This window comes from Acinetobacter pittii ATCC 19004 = CIP 70.29 (assembly GCF_000369045.1).
Lineage (GTDB): Bacteria > Pseudomonadota > Gammaproteobacteria > Pseudomonadales > Moraxellaceae > Acinetobacter > Acinetobacter pittii.
Genome location: NZ_KB849786.1, coordinates 921,536 through 941,053, shown reverse-complemented (window position 1 = coordinate 941,053; position 19,518 = coordinate 921,536). Strand labels below are relative to the sequence as shown.

Here is a 19,518-nt window from a genome sequence, read left to right as displayed (position 1 = left end):
TCACTTTGTTATTGTTTAATAGCTAAAATGGTCTTACTACTTTACTTTTATCCTAATTGAAACTTTTTTATTTTTAAATACTTAAATAAATTTTAAATTTCTTACTTTTATATTTTATTGTAATTATTTTGATCAAAAAACATCATTAACCACATATCTCTACAAAAATTTAATTTAATCTTTTAAAAACTGACATTTTTTTATGTCAGTTATATCGAAATACGTTTATAAATAAATTAACTTACAAATAAATATTACATTTATTGCCAAAATAAAATATCTATTTTAAATTCTTTTTTTAATAAAAGTGCTGCAAATAATAGAGCCAATCCGATTGTAATTAAAAAAACACTTAAACTGATTAATCCATAAACAATTGTTATACCGCCTAATATAGCTAAAATATAAAAAATAATTACACTGATTGTTGGCATTTCAATTTATTCCACTACTTAAAATAAAAGCAATTTATTCTATCGAGTTTATAAACGATTGCCGTTTTTAAATGTTGATTACACTATTATTTTGTATCATCATACATTAATAATGTTATTAAACTTATTTAATGTTAATTTAGTTTAATAGAGAGTGATGAAGTTCACATAAGTTTTATTTAATTTCAAAATAATGTTTTTCAGTCACAAGTTTAATTTTTAAGTTTTTATATAAGCGTTCTTTTGAGTCTTCTAGTGAAGGAACAACTTTTTCTGCAAATTTATCTTCAGTCATCAGTCTTGCATAAGTTTTGTAGCCAATGATTAACTTTTGAGGTTCTTTACCTGTTTGACTAAACTCTTCAATGAGTTTATTGACTTTCTTTGCTGTTAAATCTGCCATCTTTCTTAGCCCCCCTTTAATTTACTATTTTGTTATACGGCTTCTTTATGACAGAAATATGAACCGTAATTTTTTGTAATTTTCATGTAAATATTAACAATTATTGGTCTACAGCTTACTTATCAGTTCAAAATCAGCAAAGCAATCAATTCAATTATTTGATTTATATATAATTTATTTAATTTCAATTACTTTTAATTGAATAGATTTCTCCACAGAATGAAATATGTTAATCTTTAATTAATAAAAGCTTCATACATATAACAATTGTTAATAAGAGGAATAACATTATGAATTACCAACATATTATTGTACCAGTAGATGGTTCTGACATTTCTTTAGCAGCAGCTCGACAAGCAGCTCACATTGCAAAAGCATTTGGTAGTAAATTGACCGCCATTAGTTTGGTTGCGGTAGATCCTTTTAGTGGCGTAGATTTTTATTACATCTCACCTGTTGTAAAAGATTATTTTGTTGAAGCACGTGCCAATGCAGAAAAAACTCTCGCAAAAGTTAAAGCTTTATGTGCTGAAGAAGGCATTGATGCAGAAACTCAAATCATCCAAGGTGAAATTTCTTCAGATGGTATTTTGAAAGCCGTAGAAGACTTAGGTTCTGATTTGATTGTGATTGGTTCACATGGCCGTAAAGGTTTCCAAAAACTAATTTTGGGAAGTTTTGCTCAAGATGTTTTAAATAGCACCAAGATTCAAGTTTTAGTTGTAAAAGAGTAAAATTCTTGAAAGACAAAAACCCAATCCAATGATTGGGTTTTTTAATAAAATAACTTATAGAAATTTTACACCCACTAAAAAACTCTATAGAATAGTTCACTATTCCATCAATTTCATGAGTCACGCCAATGAAGTAAGTCTTTTTTCTCATCAATTTTTTCTTTTTTTGATGTGCAAAATAGACTATTTTTTGTGATTTACTGTCTCTATTAAAAATTATCATTCTCCTATTTTGTACATCCTGTATTTATGAGGTTTTTTTATGACTCAGCAGGCATGTGTAATATCGCAACTTACCTTAGAGTTCCCTTCAAAGGTAATGTTTAAGCATCTAAATTTTAGTCTTGAATCGAATCAGGTATCTGCCCTAATTGGTCGTAATGGCCAAGGCAAATCTTTGCTTATGCAATTTTTAAATGAGACGCTTGCATTAGATTCAGTTGTTAAATCAGGGCAAATATCCTGGCATGTAAAACATGCGTATTTACCTCAATTGCATCGTTTGACAGCACTGACGATTGCTGAAGCCTTAGATATCTTAGATATTTACGATGCTTTTAAAAGAGTTGAACAAGGTAATGCCGACTTCGATGATTATGATTTATTGGAAGGTAAATGGGACCTGCCCACTTTATGGAACAACCTCTTAGAATCTGCTGGTCTACCAACAGATTTAGATTTCCCAGTTAAAAATTTAAGTGAAGGTCAAAAAACCAAATTGGCTCTAAGCTGTTTATTTTTAAAATCAGATCACTATCTATTACTTGATGAGCCTAGTAATCATCTAGATCAGGAATCTAGAGAATGGTTAATCGATCATTTAAAAAAACACCCGGCAGGTAGTCTTATCATTAGCCATGATCGGACTTTATTAAATGAAGTCGACTATATTTATCATTTAAATGAACATGGTCTACATCACACCACCGGAAATTATGAAAAATTTTATGGGCAGTATCAAACCAATATTGCAGCTCTAGAGCAATCTATTCAACAGAGCCAACGTGAAGTTAAGCACATGAAGCAAAAGCAACATGATGTATTAATGAAAGCTCAAAAACGAGAGCGTGCTGGCAATAAATTAAGAGAATCAAATTCTCAAGCCAAGATTTTGCTCGACTTTAAAAAGGAACAAGCAGGCCAAAGCATTGCTGCTATACAGTCTCAACACCAACGTCAGATTTCGAACAGTCAAAATGATTTAAAAGATAAGAAATTGCTTCTCGAAACGGTTAAACCTCAACAGTTTTTCTTCCCGTCTTTTCATAAGAAATCTGGTGAAATTCTGCGGATTAAAAAATTGAAACTGAAACATGGTACTCAAAAACCCATCGATCTAGCTGTACAAGCAGCTCAAAAAATTCACATAACAGGACAAAATGGTATTGGAAAATCAACTTTACTTAAGGTAATTCATGCACAAAGCAATCAACCCTGTGACAGCATTCACTTATCTGTAGAGTGTTTCTATCTCGACCAGAACTTTAGCTTTTTGTGTGATGAAATGACTGTTATTGAAAATTTATCTCACATGAATAATGAACTTTCAGAACTCGAATGGAGAAATTTGCTAGGTCAACTTCGAATTCGTGGGGATAAAGGTACCCAACTATTGTCTCATTTAAGTGGTGGTGAAAAATTAAAAGTAGCTTTATTAGCTCTTAGCCAGTTAAACCCTGCACCTGAACTTCTGTTATTAGATGAACCAGAAAATCACTTGGATATAGAATCTAGAGAGTTACTTGCTAATGCTCTTCAAAGTTATGAAGGTGCGATATTGCTCGTTTCACACGATCAACTGTTTGTTGAAAACTCGGGCATTCATGAGTCATTTTCCTTAACGTAATCGTTAGTAATATACCAATTTTCAAATTTACTAGTTCTCATTTGAGAGCTAGTAAATTCCATCAGTTATTATTTTTTACGTTATTTAATAATTTGAGATCTAGATTATATTTGACAGTTTTATTTTTACGAGCACTATTACGCATTTGATAAACCTGAATAATATAATCACCATCGGTTGGTAAAGTAAGCTCTCCTTTAAAACCTATGGTTGAGCCAATCAATAATGCATTATCTTTACCTGGTTTTTTACCAGGTGCAAAAATATTAATGTAGGCTAAATTCCCCAGACTATTGATATCAAATTTTAATATTTGGCCTTTTTTTGCATAAATTCTATATCTTACATCATCGTAGCCCTGAAATTTTCCAGTTAAAGTGGTATGTGGTGAACTTTGTAAAAAATTAACTTTTTGCTCAGTATTTTTGGCATAGATAGTGAACGAAGTAGCTGAAATAAGCGTAGATAGTAATAATGTTTTAATGATTTTTCTCAATTTATTGACCCTCGAAATTATTTTTAAAGTGATTATATTAAAAATGATTTTTATAAAATTTTACTTTATGTATGAGTTTGATGAGTAGTAGTTGCTTTTTATAACCAGTAACAAATAAAGTATCTTAGAAATCTAAATTATCTTTCTTTTCAATAATTATTTAAAAGTTAAAGTATATGGATAATCTATAAGTCTGGAAGAATTTTTAATGAATATTATTATTCGTGATGAGCAAGCCGAAGATATTGAAGCCATTGAAGAATTGACAAAAGCAGCTTTTCAAAATGCTGAGCACACAAGTCATACCGAGCATTTTATTGTTAATAGTCTAAGAGATCACGGACAACTTACTATTTCTCTAGTTGCAATTGAAGATGAGTCTATTATTGGACATATTGCTATTTCTCCGGTTGAGATTAGCTCAGGCAAAATAGGTTGGTATGGTTTAGGTCCTCTCTCGGTTCATCCAAATAAACAAGGATGTGGTGTTGGTTCCCTTCTGATGAAGGAATCACTAGAAAAATTAAAACAACTTGGCGCTCAAGGATGTGTTTTATTAGGTGATCCAAATTATTACAGCCGATTTGGTTTTAAAAATTATCCTGAGCTAATTTTGCCTGATGTACCAAGTGAATATTTTCAGGCTCTAACTTTCTCGGGCAATATTCCAAAAGCAAATGTCAAATACCATGAGGCTTTTAATGCGACGCAATAATAAAAACTTACTATCTCCAAAAGAAAACTCCTAAAAATAGGAGTTTTCTTTTTCATTGGTTTTGAACAATATTTACTTAAAATATTAGCTTTTATTTAACACGCTCAATTTGGAAAACTTCAATATCGGTAGGCTTAACTCTATGCTTATCTACCTCACCAACGACACGTACTTTATCCCCTGCTTTTAGTTCAAGAGGTTTCCATAAGTCATCATCGATATCAATTATGATTGAACCCGTAGCGTCTTTTAACTCAAAATGATCCCCAGCAATATGCTTTACGATCGTACCAGTTAAAGTTACTCCAGATTCATCAGCCAAAGTTTTTACTTTGGACACTGTGACTACATTTTTTGTTGCTTCGTTTAATAAAGCAGCATCTGGTTTAGCTATCACAGCACTACTTCCTAATAAAGCAAATCCAGCCAATGCTGTTAAAAGTATTTTTTTCATGACGATTACCTACTTTTTAATATTCTTAGTTATATAAACAAATTCTTTTAAAGTTATAGATTTAGCTTTTGTGGCTTTTTGTATCTTATTAAGTTCTTTGTTTAATGAGAATAAATAGTAACATTAAAAAATTTCTTTAAGTTCTCTTTTCCAACAACTATTTTATGGCCTTTATTTTTTTCGTGAATTTACTTAAGAAAGCTTTTTCTTAAGTAAATTAAACTCAGCATTTAAATATCATTTCATTGTTAGGCAACAAGTTGTCCTAAACTCAATAAAATATTTATGGCTTCTGTCTCGTCCTCGGTTTGCATAACAATCATTCTGTCATAAGAAATTCCACCAACCTCAATATAAATTTTTGGATGTGGAAGCTGAGGAATATAGACTTTTAGTGGTTGATAAAGAGCAAGAAGATAACCAAATGAATCATAAGGATAATGATCATCTTTTAATGTCTTCTTTATAACAACATAGTTGTTCAATATATTTAAAATAAAACCATATTCATTTTCAGAATGAAATTTAGCGTCCATACTTACCTCCTTGATTAGTTAATATTTTTATAATCAAACTTAAAGGTTAAATTTCTGATCTGAGGATATTTGAACCAATTTATTTTAAATATAGAGTTCTATTTAAAATAATGAGTTTCTAATTTAAATATATTTAAAACCAAGTGTATTAGTCAACATATTTTGAACAGCACCATTAAAAATAAATATTTTGTGTTACAAATCACGCTTTAAGACAAAAATAAAAAGATATAAAAAAACCCATCTTACGATGGGCTTTGAGCATTCAACTAGATTATGAATCTTTATCCATTGAATGAGGAGTTGTGGTTTTATCTTGCTGTTTTGTGTCGTTTTCACCTTGGCAAGCACTCACACTCAAAGAAATAAAGGCGGCTAAACCCAAGGTCGCTATAATTTTTGTCATGTTTCACCTCATGAATTGTTTAGATTGATGAGTTAATAAATACTTTTTATTAGTTTTACGATCAGCATAGGTTTCTAGGCTTTTTTGTAGATTTAGCGCAAAAATGTAAAGCTATTTAGTTTTGACTTTAAGCGCTCATTTAAATTTAACTCAACAAGTTCAAAGCCGAGCACCTAACATAAACTTAAATTAAATATTAACTGAATGCCTGAGCGTTTTGAGGAGTAAGTCATATAAGTGATCTACAGCTTTAGACTCCAAAGATGCCCGACTCCGATAAACAGCGACCTCCATAGGTTCTAAAGGTCCTAGGCCATGATCAGCACTTAAAATAGTTAAATGCTCAGGCGCACTACACTGTGTGAACACAGCAATTGCTAAACCACTTTCCACCGCTGCAATTTGACCAGCTAAACTTGAACTGTTGTATACCACCCGATAACGGCGTCCCTGTAAGGCCAATGAATTAATAGCGCTCTTTTTGGCTTGACTAGTACTTTCATAAACTGCAATTGGGAGTGGATCTTCTCGCCAGAGTTCAAACTGTGGAGAGCCTACCCACACCATTGGTTCATGAAATAAAAGTGTTCCTTGACGAGCGTTATCTCTCGAAATTAATGCCAAGTCTATATCCCCAGTTTCTACCCGTGGTATTAACGAAGTAGACTGCTCGCAAATTAATTCAATTTCAACACCTCCATAACGTGGAGCAAAACGCTTAAGTACAGGCGTTAAATATTTTGCAGCATAATCATCGGGCACCCCAAGGCGTATACGCCCCTTCAGCTCATCTCCGTGAAATGCCATTTGGGCTTCTGCATGTAAGTCAAGAATACGGCGCGCATAACCTAAAAGTAGCTGTCCTTGAGACGTTAATTCAATTTGTCGGTGCGTTCGTATTAAAAGTTGGCAATGTAGTGCTTCTTCAAGTTTTTTTAATTGCATGCTAACCGCTGACTGTGATCGATATAACTCCGGTGCTGCGTTTGATAACGAGCCCGTATCTACTACGGTGACAAAACACTTTAGCCAATCAATCTGTAAATTTTTTAAAGTCATTAGAATTTATCTATTCGATTTTCAAATAGTATATAAAAGAATTATGCGCTTTTCTTTAGTTATTGTCTCTTTCATACTGAGCTTATAAGAAGTTAAAAAAATTTATTTTTAACGTCCCTAACGATGAATTGATTAACAACTGAATAACTCGTTAATCACTGTCCTTAATAACCATTTTATCACTTCGTATTTCTTAGGTATTACGCACTAGGAGGAGGTTTTATGCGCCTAAATAAACAGTTGCTTGCGTCACAAAGTGCGACATCCACTTTCGTTTTACTGTGGGGAAGTGCTGCGATTTTTACTCGATGGGGGCTCGACAGTGCCTCACCTATAGCATTATTAATTCTGCGTTTTGCCACAGCTTTGTTTATTCTGTTGTTAATTGCTATTTTTAGAAAAAGACTTTTACCTAAGTATGGAACTCGAAAGCAAGTTTTATTAACTGGACTACTGATTATTGCAGGTTATTCAATTTGTTATTTTAAAGCCATGGCTCACGGAGTCACCCCTGGTTTAATGGCCACAATCATGGGAATACAGCCAATCTTGACGCTTTGTCTTTTAGAAAAGAATTTACAAAAAGAGAGATTATTAGGTCTATTGATTGCTTTAGCCGGACTCATACTTTTAGTGTGGAAAAGCTTAACTATGTCTTTTATCGCTCCAATCGGAATATTCTTTGCCTTAGCAGCACTGATCTGTATCACTTTTGGTGCCATCATGCAAAAAAACATTCAACAAGCCCCTACAGATGTTTTACCGCTCCAATATGTAGTTAGCCTTGTAGTTTGTTTATTTATAGTTCCATTTGAACATTTTGAAATAACGTGGAATTCACAACTCATTATTTCGGTGTTATTTCTTGGAATTTTAATTTCTGTGGTTGCTCAACTTTTACTTTACCGTCTTCTAAATCAGGACAATCTTGTAAATGTAACAAGCCTATTTTATTTAGTCCCTGTTGTTACTGCACTTTTAGATTTTTTAATTTTAAAAAACAAGTTGCCGCTTGCAGGCTTAATAGGAATGATTGCAATTTTAATAGGCTTAACGCTTGTATTTAAAAAGAAATAACTCATTTAAGGTACATTATAAAACCCTCGACTGAGGGCTTTATGCTGAGTTAAAGACTAGTCTAAACTTTTCCAATCTTTACCAATTTGAGCTAATGCTGGCAGTTCATCGCTATTAAAAACATTAGAATTACGATCAATAGCAAATCGATAGATGGGCACAGAATCAGCTTGAGTTTTTTTATAGAAGCTGAAATTTTCAGTAATATGGTAATTGCCGGCTTCTGTAGATTTTACAGCCGTTCCTGATGGAATATGGATATAACTTTCACATTCCACTTCAACATTATTTCCAGCAAGATCTTGGTAGGAAAATTTCATATTCTCATCCTTTTTAAATTTTTATGATTGAGAAAAACTTAACATGCTATCTGACAAGATTAGGGAAACTTTTTTCAACTAATTGTTTAAGTGTGTATATTTAGTTAAAACTAAAAAAGTTATTTAAGCTAAAAATCCTATTTCTAGTACTTCTACTCTCTCACAATCCCAATACTTTAAAAGCTCGTTCGTCAAGTTCTTTAAGCTCCTCAAGTGTATACAACCGTCCTTCTGGATCAAAAAACTTATCAAAATCAAATTCCCCTTCTTTATATAGTTGATATCTTTTAGGCCCTAACCACTCTTTTTGAAAGAAATCATCTGTTAGTTTAAAAAATTCTTTAAATGACATATTTGCATCTAATTGGCCAATTAACTGTTCACGTTCATTTTTAGGAATATCCCTAAATTTTCTTTCATCCATAATGAAGGCTCGGCTACCAACTAGCTGACCATCTTCATGAGTTGGAACTAGAATACTGCGGCAATGAGGATGCAAAGGCGGAACTTTTTTTGTAGGATCATTGATATCCCACACACGACTATCAAGGGCTGCACATATTTTTGAGGTTCTGCCATCAAGAACACTTACAAATCTGACATATTCAAACTTTAAATGTTTATAGCTGTTTAAATAGGCCTGATTGGATATATGACTTCGAATCGTACGCACAGTTCGTTCAATATCAATCTTAGAGCTATTTAGTAGTCCATCTTCATATTTAAGGCGTTTAGTCCCTAGAATCCTTTGAATAATTTGTTGATTCGTCGCTCCAGTATTGAGGCCATCCCGAATTGCATACTCCACTCTTTGACGGGCGACCTCTGCAATTGTAGAAAGTAACTCATCCACCAATGCTCCACCTGCTAAAGGAACACGTTTAGCAGCTTTATAGAGCTGTTCACCTTTTAATTCTTTATGTTTGCCACCAAAAATTTTTGACATATATCTGACTTCATAGACAGCCAATGCCACAGCAGAGATGGTAAAAGTTTCAATGAGCATATCGTTAGTAGTATTAAACCACTGAGAAATCAGTGCACGTATCTCTTTTAATGTGGCTGTTGAGTAAAGCCCACCCGCCAATGCGGTTTTTTCCTTTTCACTTAGCTCATCTAACAAGTTACTTAGTTTAGTAAGCATGTTAACTGTTTCGGAATTAAACAAATTAAGAAGTTCATTAACCGATCTTGAAGATGCTCGGTATAGATAAGCTTGATGTTGAGTCAGAACATCAAAAAGTGATTTCTGATGAAGATTAACCATAAAAATTACCTCTACAGAATTGCCCTTTTTATTATTTTCTATTTGTTTGTCTTACTTTATCTAATTTGCTTATTATTAATATCTCTAGAATAAGTTATGACTAACAAGTGTACCTACGTAAAGTTATTTAGCTAACAGCTTATCCTTGTAATTTATATCTTTATAAACTTGTCTCGTATCTAACTACACAATCTCTTTAATGCTGAGTAAAACAGCATTACTCGGAATATTTTTAAGTATTTTCTTTTGTTGTTTTCGCCATTCTTTATGAAATTTTTTATCAGATTGTTCGGAAAAACTATCTCTATGCTTCTGACAATCAGTATCTTCTAAATTTGGTGATTGTATACATGGCCAATTGTTTAATTGAGGTGTTAAAACCGCATTACTCATCAATGATAATTCTTCTAATCTAATTAAATTCATATTTACTTCCTTGCTTATATCTGGCTCCTGATGTCTTCAATATGTTCAAAACTTTATATTGAACCTTTAAAAGATAGCTATTGTTTTATTTCCTAAGCCAATCAGAACCTACACAAATACCACATCCATAAAAATGCAAAGTGCAAGTTTTGTGTCTTGATTTACCAATGATGTAACTTACTACATGCTTGAATAAATTAAGTTTAGGTAGAATAAGAAAGGTATTTTTACCCTTTCCTTCTCTGTTGCTCCAATTTCAGATATACTGACCTGAGTATGAGATGAGCCTTATATAGTTCATTGGTAGATCAATGAATGACTAAGCCCTTCGCTTTCGAGCAAGGGCTTTTTTAATGCGTATGATTTGGAAAAATTACTTTTATCTGACTCAGCAATTCAGCCCTCGGTTTGCCTTTACTGAGCAGGTCTGTTAGATTGGTCTTGTTCACCAACTCCTATTGTTGATGAATACTGAAGCCTGATTCGTAGCATCAGGCTTTTTTATGCCTAGATTTTATAAAGATCGGAATAGCTTTTCTGATAAAACCCTATAAAAATTAAAAAGACTATGATCCTAAAAACAATTTCTTTTCAATAGCACGGCGTCTAACCAATCCAGCCAAACGCTTACCGCCTGCGTTTATCCATACATCAAATTGGTTTGCGGCCCCTTTGTAATCACCTGAATTTAATTTTTTTAATAAGGTCGACTTTTTAAAGGCTCCTGCCCCGATGTTATAACTTAGTGAGACTAATGCGTCGAATTGATTTTGCGTTAAAGGAACTTTTACAGCGCCATTGACTGCACGCTCAAATATTTTCAAATCATGCTGCATATATACTTTGGCCTGCTCAAGAGTACATGTGTCACCTTTTTGAACGTTCAAACCATTTGGGTATCTGGTTGTGCCATAACCAATGCTCCAGACACCTACGCCATCATCATAAGCACTGAGTCTTAATCCTTCAAAATTACAAATATGGTTTACCCCTTCCTGACTCAGAGACATCTCATCTACCGCAAAACCAATTTCCTGATCGCCATTGTCTGTTGCTGTAGCAATCGAGCTATTTGTAGCGGCACGTGACCGAGACTGAGTAGTAAAAAGCTTGCAAAGATAATCCAATATTTTTTGCATCTAATCCTCTGTCATATTACTTGTTCTAGAAACATACAACCTCATATCTCTAAACTTCTTGCCTAGCTCTCATTTTTTAATTCATTAATGATAATTTTTGAATAATATCTAGAGTTTGTTGTTGTTCAACCAAATACGCTAGAAATTAAAATGCCCAATATAAAATTGGGCTATAGATTATTCTTCGACTTCTATAGGATCGCCATCTTCAGGTCGAATATGCCGCTCACCATCATCTGCTGGATCGACACTAGAGCCATCTTTGGTAATAGTGTTATACAACTCATCCTCTTTTTTATCATCGATGAATTCTTCATCTGCAAAATCAAGAGGCTCTTCATCATCATCAAAATTTAAGGGTTTTTCTTCATCTATCATGAGATTTATCCTTTACTTCATTTGTGTCATTTCATGCTCAAATAATTAACTGATACATTCAACATGAAACAATCATCATTTATGTAACAGACACTTTAAGATACATATAACAAAGAAAACCGCCCTCGAAGGCGGTTACTAAGCTATAAATTGTTACGGATAATTGGCTTATATATTTTAAGAAGGTAGTTTATTATTTTTAATATAATCATCTGATTTAAAATAATTAACAATCATTTCTGCATTTTCTTCTTTTACAGGTAAAGTAGTTACTGGAATATTTTCGTTTACCATACTAAAGCCTTGAGGGACCAACTGAGAAATAGGAGGAAATTTAGCTTTACCTCCATCAGTGATTCTTTCAATAAAACCTGCAAGCCATAAAATAAACTCACCTTCATTATCAAACTTAGGTATAAGACTAAAATCAATTTTTACCGAGCATTGCTCGATAGGCTTGGTTAAGCAGTCTTCAAAATTAATAAAATTATACTTTAATTTGAATTCAGTACCTTTTATCGCATTACGAATAAGCCCAACCAAACAATTTAAATTTTCTATTACATCATCAGAAAACAAGTTGTCATTTTTAATTTTTTTATAAACCTTATCTGCTATTGCTAGATATTTTGGCATCTTAACCTCCTATCTTCTCATGCGTATATTTATATACTTCTTTAAACTATTATTTTTTTTTGTAAGATAGGGTAAAACTCATAAACTAAATGTAAGAAATACAAGGTTTTTGAAATTTAATCGTCAATTAAACATCAAAAACATTTAAAAATGTGAAGTAATTAACACAAATAATCTATATACAAGAAGATTTTGAAAAATTTTCTTTCAATTTTTCATATCATTGAGAAGTGCTTTAAATAAAATCTTAGCTCTATTTAATATTTGAACTGAATTTATTCAAAGAATTTCTAGCTTTTATTATTTTCAAGGTGGTTCAAAATACTACTAATTTTTAAAAGTAAATAACCGAACAGCAAACCATTAAATATAATAAAAAGACCAACTGTGATCATTTGTGTAGACCACACTCGAATAATATCTAAATTATCATTTCTAGTTTCAACTTGCCCATATGACAAAATAAAGGCTATTCCTAAAACAATTCCAAATATAATTAGACACCACGCTACAACTTTCGTTGCTTTACTTTCAGTATGAGGCTTTTTTACTTCACTCATATTTTTACTTACAACTCTTATGAAATTATTTATTTTCTATAATAATTTTTCATTCTTTTAAAGTTCTGTTTATGTTACCTTTTGATATTAATGTAACAAATTTTTATATTTTTTTAATTTATCATAGAATTTATTATTTCTATATAAAATGAATTTTTTCTCTTTCAAATAAGAATTTTTTTCTATCAAGGCTTTTTGTTCTACATTAATTCACTATTTCAATATTAAAATCAATAAAGAACAAATTTAATTTTCCTCAAGAAATTCTAAATTTGTTCTTAGTATTTAAAAAGAACTGATTTATTTTACCTGAAACTTAATATTGAATTTTCTTGCTTGCTTTCTTACCTCCGGATTAGAGGGTAAAACAAATGGACTAGAACGCCAGATAGCTTTTTCAATACTTGTTTTAAATTTTTGCTCTTCTTTATCTAAAAAGATAATTTGCTCAATTTCGCCAGTGTCCGTTAAAAAGACTTTAACACTTGCACTCATACCTGTAGAAGACTTGGGAATATCCCAGGTTTTATAAATTTTCTTTTGGTATTGTTTTTTATATTTTTCAGCCTCTGAAATAATTTTATTATCAGCCACTTGCGTAGGAGTGACTTGTTTGTGACCTGTAGCACACCCAACTAATAAAAATAAAGAAGCAACAATAGTGAAGTTTTTCATTTAAAATACCTTGTTTTCAATAACTAAAATTTAACAGTTTAAAATTTAAAAAACCACCCAAAAGGTTGTATTAATCATTGATTATTATGAGTTAGCAAAGGTGTTAAGCCACCTTTGCTCCGTCCTTTTTAGTTAATATTTTATTTTTCTTTAAAAAGGAACTTCATAACGAAAATTTAGATTCGAATTTTCTGATATATTTATATTATAGACATCTCGATCAGTGAAAATCCCATGTTCAGGTGTTTTAAAACTATTAAAAGCTTTATTCTCTGGAACTATTAGAGGTTTATTCAAATAATTTTCTTGAGAATTATATGGAGATGAAGCACAGCCAATCAGCCCAAAACCCAATAAAGATATAACTAAAAATGTCTTCATAAATTTTGTCCACTTTGATAAAAGCTACACAATTTAACAAATTGAACTGCCATTGTCACATCAGAATAATTTAGTTTAACTTAACAATAAATATATCGTATGTATTTTAAAAACAAATATTAATTTTAACTTCGATAAAAACAAATAAAGCTGGCCCATATACGTTTTCAAAACTGGATGTATTAAAGGCCCTATTCTACTTTTAATATTTCCTTGATTTTTAACCAATGATCGACCTATTAATGTTTAGATTTTAAGGATTGTTATGCGGTTACATTTTATTGTTCATGAAGATTTTGAAGCGCCTGGCGCATATGAAATTTGGGGCAAAATGAATAACTTCAAAATTACCTATTCAAGAGTGTATTTAAATGAAGTTTTGCCAAGTTCTGTTGAAGATATCGACTTTCTTATTGTAATGGGTGGCCCACAAAGTCCTGATACTACATTAGATATGTGCCCTCACTTTAATTCATTAGCCGAACAAGTAATCATTAAAAAAGCAATTGAAGCAAATAAAGTGGTTATTGGGGTATGCCTAGGTTCTCAATTGATCGGTGAAGCTTTAGGTGCCAAATTTGAACATAGTCCAGAGCGAGAAATTGGTAAGTTTCCAATTATGCTTACAGAATACGGAATAATACATTCTAAGCTTTCTCACTTAGGAAAAATGACTGAAGTTGGCCATTGGCATAACGACATGCCAGGTTTAACTCCCAACGCAAAAATTATTGCTTTTAGCGCAGGCTGTCCAAGACAGATTATTGAATATTCCAAATTAGTTTATGGCCTACAATGTCATATGGAGTTAACTTCAGAAGTAGTTGAATTACTGATTCAACATTCAGAAGTCGAGTTAAATCAGGCTCACCATTATAAATTCGTGAATACTCGTGAAGAATTACGGGCGCATGACTATCAAGAAATGAATCAAAACCTCTTTATTTTTCTGGATAAATTGAAAGAAGAATATTCAAAACGATCTTAAAAAAATGAGTGTAAAAAGCCTTTTTAAATTGGCTTTTACGCTCCGCTACAGATCTTATTATTTACCAGTTGATCAAGCACTCTTGAAGTCAAACCTTCAAAAATTAAATTTTAATGTTACAATACAGTGATTTACTCAATTTCAATTGGACTCCCAAAGAAATGAATAGATTTTTATTAACTTTTTTATCTTTAAATATTGGGCTTTTTTCTTCTTCCACTTTTGCTGAAACAAACACATTTCAAACGAAACAAGAATATAACCGCCCTAGATTTAATCAGCATAAAAGTATGCTTGAAATAAATGCTAACACTCAGAACCATCAGCTGACTGAACAACAAAATTCATTTAATTCTCCTCATTCTCAAAACGTAGATTTTTTTGAAATTGCAAAACAATATCAAGAAAATGAAGCAAAGCCTTCTTCGTTTACTGATGAAACAGTGAATATGAGCGATCATGAGCGTAGTCTTTACTACATTAGACATCATGATAATGTGGGTATTCAAAGAGAAATTCGTGGCCAACAGTTTAAATCGCTAAAACAACAGCGAGATAAAGGTATTATTTCTAATGATGTATATAAAGAAAAGGTCTACAAAATCTTAAATCAACCTAACTTTAAATAAAGTTGAAGCCCTCCTCGGAGGGCTTTTTAAATGTTACTTTTAGGAATGCCACTTCCTTCATCTTTACAACTCTCAATTCATAGGTATTGCATTACCTATAACAAAAGTAAATCAATCATGTGAAAAGCTAACAGAGATCATTGAGCAAAATAGAACTCAGGTCATGAGAGTCTAAAAATTTAATGGTATGGTAAATATGAGCTTCTAAAAAAGAATAGACTGCTAACTTTTGTTATTTCTATTAGTATTTTTACTTTTTATCATAATACTTTTTATACCAAATGGTTTACAATTAAGACTAATATCATTGGTTTTCAAATAGATTTTTTTACCTACGTCTAAAAAAGCCTTAGTAATCAATTTAAATGTAAAGAAGCCATTAGCAGAGGAACTAAATGGATTATCATCAAGCGTTAATGGAAACGGGTTTATCAGCTACACCTTCGCGAGTTGCTATTTTTCGTTTTTTACATGAGAACGATAAGGGAATAACTGCAGAAGAAATATACCTACTATCTCAAAAGAAAAATTTAAAAATTAGTCTAGCCACGACATATCGTACTTTAGCGGAACTCGAACATAGAAAATTAATTAAAAGAGTTGTTTTGGGTAAAAGTAATAGAGGGATTTATAGACCAGCCTCTAATAAAATTAGTTTAAATCTTATTAATACCAAAACTGGAAAATCTCATCCTTTTGAATATGATGAAAAAGTAGAAGAACTACTAGAATGCTTGTTGAAAAAAATTGATGAAAAAGCGTTAAATATTGAAGTAAATATTTATAAGTAGCCTACAAATAATCTACGCTACTTAATTACTCACCTTGTTATTTAAACCTCAGCCCACTTACGAATTAAGTTGTGATAAGTATTGGTTAAGTTCAAAACTTCTTTATGATCATCACCTAGTTGCATACGTAAGTTTTGAATAGTTTGGTCTAGATTAAATAACATATGTCGCTCTGCATCATCACGAATCATGCTCTGAACCCAGAAAAAAGACGCTATACGACAGCCTGAAGTAATAGCGGTGACTTCGTGTAGACTAGTAGATGGATACAAAATCATATCACCAGCAGGTAATTTAATCTCATGATATCCATACGTATCTTCAATTACGAGTTCCCCACCTTCATACTCTTCTGGCTCACTTAAAAAAACCGTACACGATAAATCTGTTCTTAAACGCTGATTACTGCCACGTATTAGGCGTATTGAATTATCTACATGAAAACCAAAAGACTCATGATTTTCATAGCGATTAAATAATGGTGGGATTATATCTAGGGGAATTGCGGCAGATAGAAATAATGGATGTTTTCCTAAAGCATCAAGAATGATATTGCTCAGTTGATGAGTTAGAGGATGTTCTTCAGGCAATTGCTGATTATGTTTTACTGTAGCTGAAAGTGTACCAGCAGTGACCTTTCCATTAACCCATTCTGCTTTGTCCATTTCTTGACGGAAAAACTGGACTTGGTCTTTATTAAGTACATTAGGAATATGGTGAATCACGGCGATACCTTTAAAAATAGCTTTAATTAATAAAATAGCCTCATATTGAGGCTATTTTAGATTACTTATTCAAACTAATAAATTTTTAAACTTATTAGTATTTAAAGTTAACTGATAATACTGCGCTACGGCCTTCTGCTTCAGTTGCATAGTGTGAAGCATATGCTTTAGTAAAGTAACGCTTATCAGAAAGGTTATTTAAGTTAAGTTGCAAGTTAACATTCTTGTTAACGTCATAACGAGCCATTGCATCATATCGAACATATGAAGGAACCCATTTTGTATTAGCTGCATCACCATATACTTTGTCAGCATAGAAAGCGCCAGCACCCACAGTAACTTGAGGCAATACTTTATATGTAGTCCATAAAGTTGCAGAGTTTTTAGGTACGTTTGGAAGTTGCTTACCTTTAGCTGCATTTTCTGGATTACATACACCAGCACGACTACAACTTGGCCCTGGATCAGTATTTTCACTATCTAAGTAGGTGTAACCTGCGCTCACAGCCCATTTATCAGTGATATTTCCGTTTGCTGAAAGTTCAATACCGTCAACTTTACTATCGCCGCCATTCGTATAATGGCTTGAGTCAACTTGAATACGTGTATTTTGTTTCTCTGTACGGAAAATGGCAGCAGTTAAATTAAGTTTTTCGTTTAGAACGTTCCACTTTGTACCCAATTCAATGGTTTGGCTTTCTTCTGGTTTAAGGTCCATATAAGCTTGACCGATTGACTCAGATCCATCACCGCCATCAACACCTACAGGGTTAGCAGAAGTTGCATAACTTGCATAAATACTACCATTTTCAGTAGGTTTGAAAGTTACACCTGCATTATAAGTAACAAAATCTTTATTACTCTCGATTTTAGCGCCAGTGGCATTTGTCACCTGTTCGGTATCAAACTTGTCCCAACGAACACCTAAATCAAGTAACCATTGAGGATTAAACTCAATATTATCTAATAAATAGACAGAAGTATTTTTTGTAGTCGTTGTCGTAGTTGCTTTATTGGCAATACGACCACCTAACCACGCATCTTTAGAATTAGGATTAGTTAATGAAGTACACCATGCATCATTAATAGCACAGTCACTATTAAAACCGCCCGTTGTAGAACCTGCATACCCCGGATATGTTGTCGTGTAGCTACCTTTATCTGACTCTTGATCACTGTATTCTGCACCGACATTAAAGCTATGCTTGATAGCTCCAGTATTGAACTTACCTCTTAAAGATAATTGATCGGTGAAAATATCAGTGTCAGTAATTCGAGAGTTAATACGGCGCCAAACTTTACCGTTTGCTACATTACCTTTTGAATCATCTGGCTGAGTCCAAAGGTAATCATTTTTTGATTTGCTGTAGAGTACGGTGTTAGCAAGAGTAAGATTTTCATTTAAATCATGCTCTACTTTAAAAGTACCAATATGATTTTCTTGTTTTTGGAAATCACGACCTTTTAAACCATAGTAAATACCTTGTTTAACATCAACAGGCTTACCAACAGTTGCCTTTTTAGCCGTATCGTAATTATATGGAACACCTGAATCTGGAGTGTCATCAGATCTTAAGTAGTAATAACTTAAAGTTGCACGTGTTGGTGTATCCAATCCAAATGTAATACTAGGTGCGATACCTACACGCTTGTATTCAGCGCCATCGCTTTGACCCGCTTTTTCATTTTTATGCCCCATAAGAACAACGCGACCAGCAGTACCATTACCGAAGTCTTTATTACCATCTAATGTGATACGTTGATAATTATCGGTACCTGCTTGTACAGAGCCTTCTAAAAAGTCACCTTTTTTAGCAACTTTAGAAATCATATTGATGCTACCGCCAACAGAACCTGCACCACCCATAGAAGAAGCAGACCCCTTAGTCACTTCAACTTGCTCGATAGCAAACATTTCACGGTTTTGTGATGATGAGTTACGAATACCATCAACGTACATCGAACTTTCTGAATTGTAACCACGAATAAATGGTCGATCCCCATTCGGGTTACCGCCTTCTCCAGCACCTAAGGTAATGCCTGGTACAGTACGAAGTGCGTCGCTTAATGTATTTACTTTGGTATCTTCAATAAGTTGTTTTGAAATTACTGAAACTGATTTTGGTGTATTTAACAGAGGTGCGACAAATTTAGAGTTAGCCGATTTATCAACTTTAAGGCTCTGTGCAACTTCTGCATCTGCTTGAACATGAATTAATGGAAGCGCTACAGAATTTTCCTGAGCAGCCATTGCAGTTGTAGCTACAATTGATAATGAAGAAGCTATTGCTGATTTAGCAATCTTCTTGCGAGACTTAATAAATTCCATATATATTTTGTGTGTTCATGTAAATATTAGCGCGAATAATAATGATTATTGATTATTAAAACAATAATTTAATATAAAAATCCTATAACAAATGTTCAATAAAAATTAATAATT

General features: G+C 32.6%; 25 protein-coding genes and 1 pseudogene. 7 read left to right on the top strand and 19 right to left on the bottom strand.

Annotation, left to right across the window (positions count from 1 at the left end):
* Window positions 1-260: 260 nt before the first annotated feature.
* The gene (locus tag F928_RS08575; protein WP_005068723.1) at window positions 261-434 is read right to left on the bottom strand and encodes a hypothetical protein; all 174 of its coding nucleotides are present in this window, start codon (window positions 432-434) and stop codon (window positions 261-263) included.
* Window positions 435-609: 175 nt separating this feature from the next.
* Window positions 610-837, bottom strand: coding sequence for a hypothetical protein (locus F928_RS08570; RefSeq protein WP_002115208.1), 228 nt, complete (start codon window positions 835-837; stop codon window positions 610-612).
* 290 nt (window positions 838-1,127) lie between these two features.
* On the opposite strand from F928_RS08570, the gene F928_RS08565 reads away from it, so the two are divergent.
* Window positions 1,128-1,571 carry a universal stress protein gene (locus F928_RS08565; protein ID WP_005073779.1) on the top strand — a complete coding sequence of 148 codons (444 nt, stop codon included), beginning with the start codon at window positions 1,128-1,130 and terminating at the stop codon, window positions 1,569-1,571.
* 262 nt (window positions 1,572-1,833) lie between these two features.
* The gene (gene ydiF / locus F928_RS08560) at window positions 1,834-3,417 is read left to right on the top strand and encodes an ATP-binding cassette domain-containing protein (protein WP_005073775.1); all 1,584 of its coding nucleotides are present in this window, start codon (window positions 1,834-1,836) and stop codon (window positions 3,415-3,417) included.
* 61 nt (window positions 3,418-3,478) lie between these two features.
* Here ydiF and F928_RS08555 read toward each other — a convergent pair whose 3' ends face one another.
* Both F928_RS08555 and F928_RS22345 read right to left on the bottom strand, forming a co-directional pair.
* Entirely contained in the window at window positions 3,479-3,913 is a 435-nt protein-coding gene (locus tag F928_RS08555; protein ID WP_005073772.1) for a hypothetical protein, read from the bottom strand.
* Window positions 3,914-3,950: 37 nt separating this feature from the next.
* A pseudogene (locus tag F928_RS22345) lies at window positions 3,951-4,067 on the bottom strand (hypothetical protein).
* 54 nt (window positions 4,068-4,121) lie between these two features.
* Between F928_RS22345 and yhbS the strand changes: the two are divergent.
* Window positions 4,122-4,628: a GNAT family N-acetyltransferase gene (yhbS, locus tag F928_RS08550; protein ID WP_005073769.1), complete on the top strand. Its 507-nt coding sequence runs from the start codon at window positions 4,122-4,124 to the stop codon at window positions 4,626-4,628.
* A gap of 91 nt (window positions 4,629-4,719) precedes the next feature.
* On the opposite strand, the gene F928_RS08545 is transcribed toward yhbS, so the two are convergent.
* The 4 genes from F928_RS08545 to dgdR form a co-directional block, all read right to left on the bottom strand.
* Window positions 4,720-5,082, bottom strand: coding sequence for a NirD/YgiW/YdeI family stress tolerance protein (locus F928_RS08545; protein ID WP_005073765.1), 363 nt, complete (start codon window positions 5,080-5,082; stop codon window positions 4,720-4,722).
* Window positions 5,083-5,330: 248 nt separating this feature from the next.
* Window positions 5,331-5,618: a hypothetical protein gene (locus tag F928_RS08540; RefSeq protein WP_002114606.1), complete on the bottom strand. Its 288-nt coding sequence runs from the start codon at window positions 5,616-5,618 to the stop codon at window positions 5,331-5,333.
* A 274-nt stretch (window positions 5,619-5,892) separates the two neighbouring features.
* Window positions 5,893-6,024 carry a hypothetical protein gene (locus F928_RS08535; protein ID WP_002114618.1) on the bottom strand — a complete coding sequence of 44 codons (132 nt, stop codon included), beginning with the start codon at window positions 6,022-6,024 and terminating at the stop codon, window positions 5,893-5,895.
* 189 nt (window positions 6,025-6,213) lie between these two features.
* The gene (dgdR, locus tag F928_RS08530; protein WP_005073761.1) at window positions 6,214-7,083 is read right to left on the bottom strand and encodes a LysR family transcriptional regulator; all 870 of its coding nucleotides are present in this window, start codon (window positions 7,081-7,083) and stop codon (window positions 6,214-6,216) included.
* A 222-nt stretch (window positions 7,084-7,305) separates the two neighbouring features.
* Between dgdR and F928_RS08525 the strand changes: the two genes are divergently transcribed.
* Entirely contained in the window at window positions 7,306-8,160 is an 855-nt protein-coding gene (locus F928_RS08525; RefSeq protein WP_005073759.1) for a DMT family transporter, read from the top strand.
* 56 nt (window positions 8,161-8,216) lie between these two features.
* Here the strand turns inward: F928_RS08525 and F928_RS08520 are convergent, their stop codons facing one another.
* From F928_RS08520 to F928_RS08480, 9 genes are all read right to left on the bottom strand, one after another.
* Window positions 8,217-8,480: a hypothetical protein gene (locus tag F928_RS08520; protein WP_005073756.1), complete on the bottom strand. Its 264-nt coding sequence runs from the start codon at window positions 8,478-8,480 to the stop codon at window positions 8,217-8,219.
* 160 nt (window positions 8,481-8,640) lie between these two features.
* A complete protein-coding gene (locus F928_RS08515) occupies window positions 8,641-9,747 on the bottom strand; it encodes a minor capsid protein (RefSeq protein WP_005073753.1) in 1,107 nt (368 codons plus the stop codon).
* A gap of 183 nt (window positions 9,748-9,930) precedes the next feature.
* Window positions 9,931-10,173: a hypothetical protein gene (locus F928_RS08510; protein WP_005073752.1), complete on the bottom strand. Its 243-nt coding sequence runs from the start codon at window positions 10,171-10,173 to the stop codon at window positions 9,931-9,933.
* A 566-nt stretch (window positions 10,174-10,739) separates the two neighbouring features.
* On the bottom strand, window positions 10,740-11,312 hold the full coding sequence (locus F928_RS08505) for a lysozyme (RefSeq protein ID WP_005073750.1): 573 nt from the start codon (window positions 11,310-11,312) through the stop codon (window positions 10,740-10,742).
* A 177-nt stretch (window positions 11,313-11,489) separates the two neighbouring features.
* Complete coding sequence (locus F928_RS08500; protein ID WP_005073749.1) at window positions 11,490-11,690, bottom strand: hypothetical protein; 201 nt, start codon at window positions 11,688-11,690, stop codon at window positions 11,490-11,492.
* 177 nt (window positions 11,691-11,867) lie between these two features.
* Complete coding sequence (locus tag F928_RS08495; protein WP_005073746.1) at window positions 11,868-12,326, bottom strand: hypothetical protein; 459 nt, start codon at window positions 12,324-12,326, stop codon at window positions 11,868-11,870.
* A gap of 290 nt (window positions 12,327-12,616) precedes the next feature.
* Window positions 12,617-12,886, bottom strand: a complete 270-nt coding sequence (locus F928_RS08490) for a hypothetical protein (protein WP_005073744.1) — start codon at window positions 12,884-12,886, stop codon at window positions 12,617-12,619.
* Window positions 12,887-13,186: 300 nt separating this feature from the next.
* Window positions 13,187-13,561 (bottom strand): TonB C-terminal domain-containing protein, encoded by a 375-nt coding sequence (gene tolA / locus F928_RS08485; protein WP_005073742.1) that lies wholly within the window; start codon window positions 13,559-13,561, stop codon window positions 13,187-13,189.
* A 150-nt stretch (window positions 13,562-13,711) separates the two neighbouring features.
* Window positions 13,712-13,942 carry a hypothetical protein gene (locus F928_RS08480; RefSeq protein ID WP_005073739.1) on the bottom strand — a complete coding sequence of 77 codons (231 nt, stop codon included), beginning with the start codon at window positions 13,940-13,942 and terminating at the stop codon, window positions 13,712-13,714.
* Window positions 13,943-14,207: 265 nt separating this feature from the next.
* Here F928_RS08480 and F928_RS08475 point away from each other — a divergent pair, with 265 nt between their 5' ends.
* The 3 genes from F928_RS08475 (at window position 14,208) to F928_RS08465 (ending at window position 16,350) form a co-directional block, all read left to right on the top strand.
* On the top strand, window positions 14,208-14,930 hold the full coding sequence (locus tag F928_RS08475) for a type 1 glutamine amidotransferase (protein WP_005073737.1): 723 nt from the start codon (window positions 14,208-14,210) through the stop codon (window positions 14,928-14,930).
* Between the two features lie 113 nt (window positions 14,931-15,043).
* On the top strand, window positions 15,044-15,559 hold the full coding sequence (locus tag F928_RS08470; RefSeq protein WP_031945752.1) for a hypothetical protein: 516 nt from the start codon (window positions 15,044-15,046) through the stop codon (window positions 15,557-15,559).
* 395 nt (window positions 15,560-15,954) lie between these two features.
* Window positions 15,955-16,350: a Fur family transcriptional regulator gene (locus F928_RS08465; RefSeq protein WP_005073733.1), complete on the top strand. Its 396-nt coding sequence runs from the start codon at window positions 15,955-15,957 to the stop codon at window positions 16,348-16,350.
* Window positions 16,351-16,391: 41 nt separating this feature from the next.
* Here the strand turns inward: F928_RS08465 and F928_RS08460 are convergent, their stop codons facing one another.
* Window positions 16,392-17,075, bottom strand: coding sequence for a Fe2+-dependent dioxygenase (locus F928_RS08460; RefSeq protein WP_005073730.1), 684 nt, complete (start codon window positions 17,073-17,075; stop codon window positions 16,392-16,394).
* Between the two features lie 94 nt (window positions 17,076-17,169).
* Window positions 17,170-19,404 carry a TonB-dependent receptor gene (locus F928_RS08455; protein ID WP_005073729.1) on the bottom strand — a complete coding sequence of 745 codons (2,235 nt, stop codon included), beginning with the start codon at window positions 19,402-19,404 and terminating at the stop codon, window positions 17,170-17,172.
* Between the last annotated feature and the right edge of the window lie 114 nt (window positions 19,405-19,518).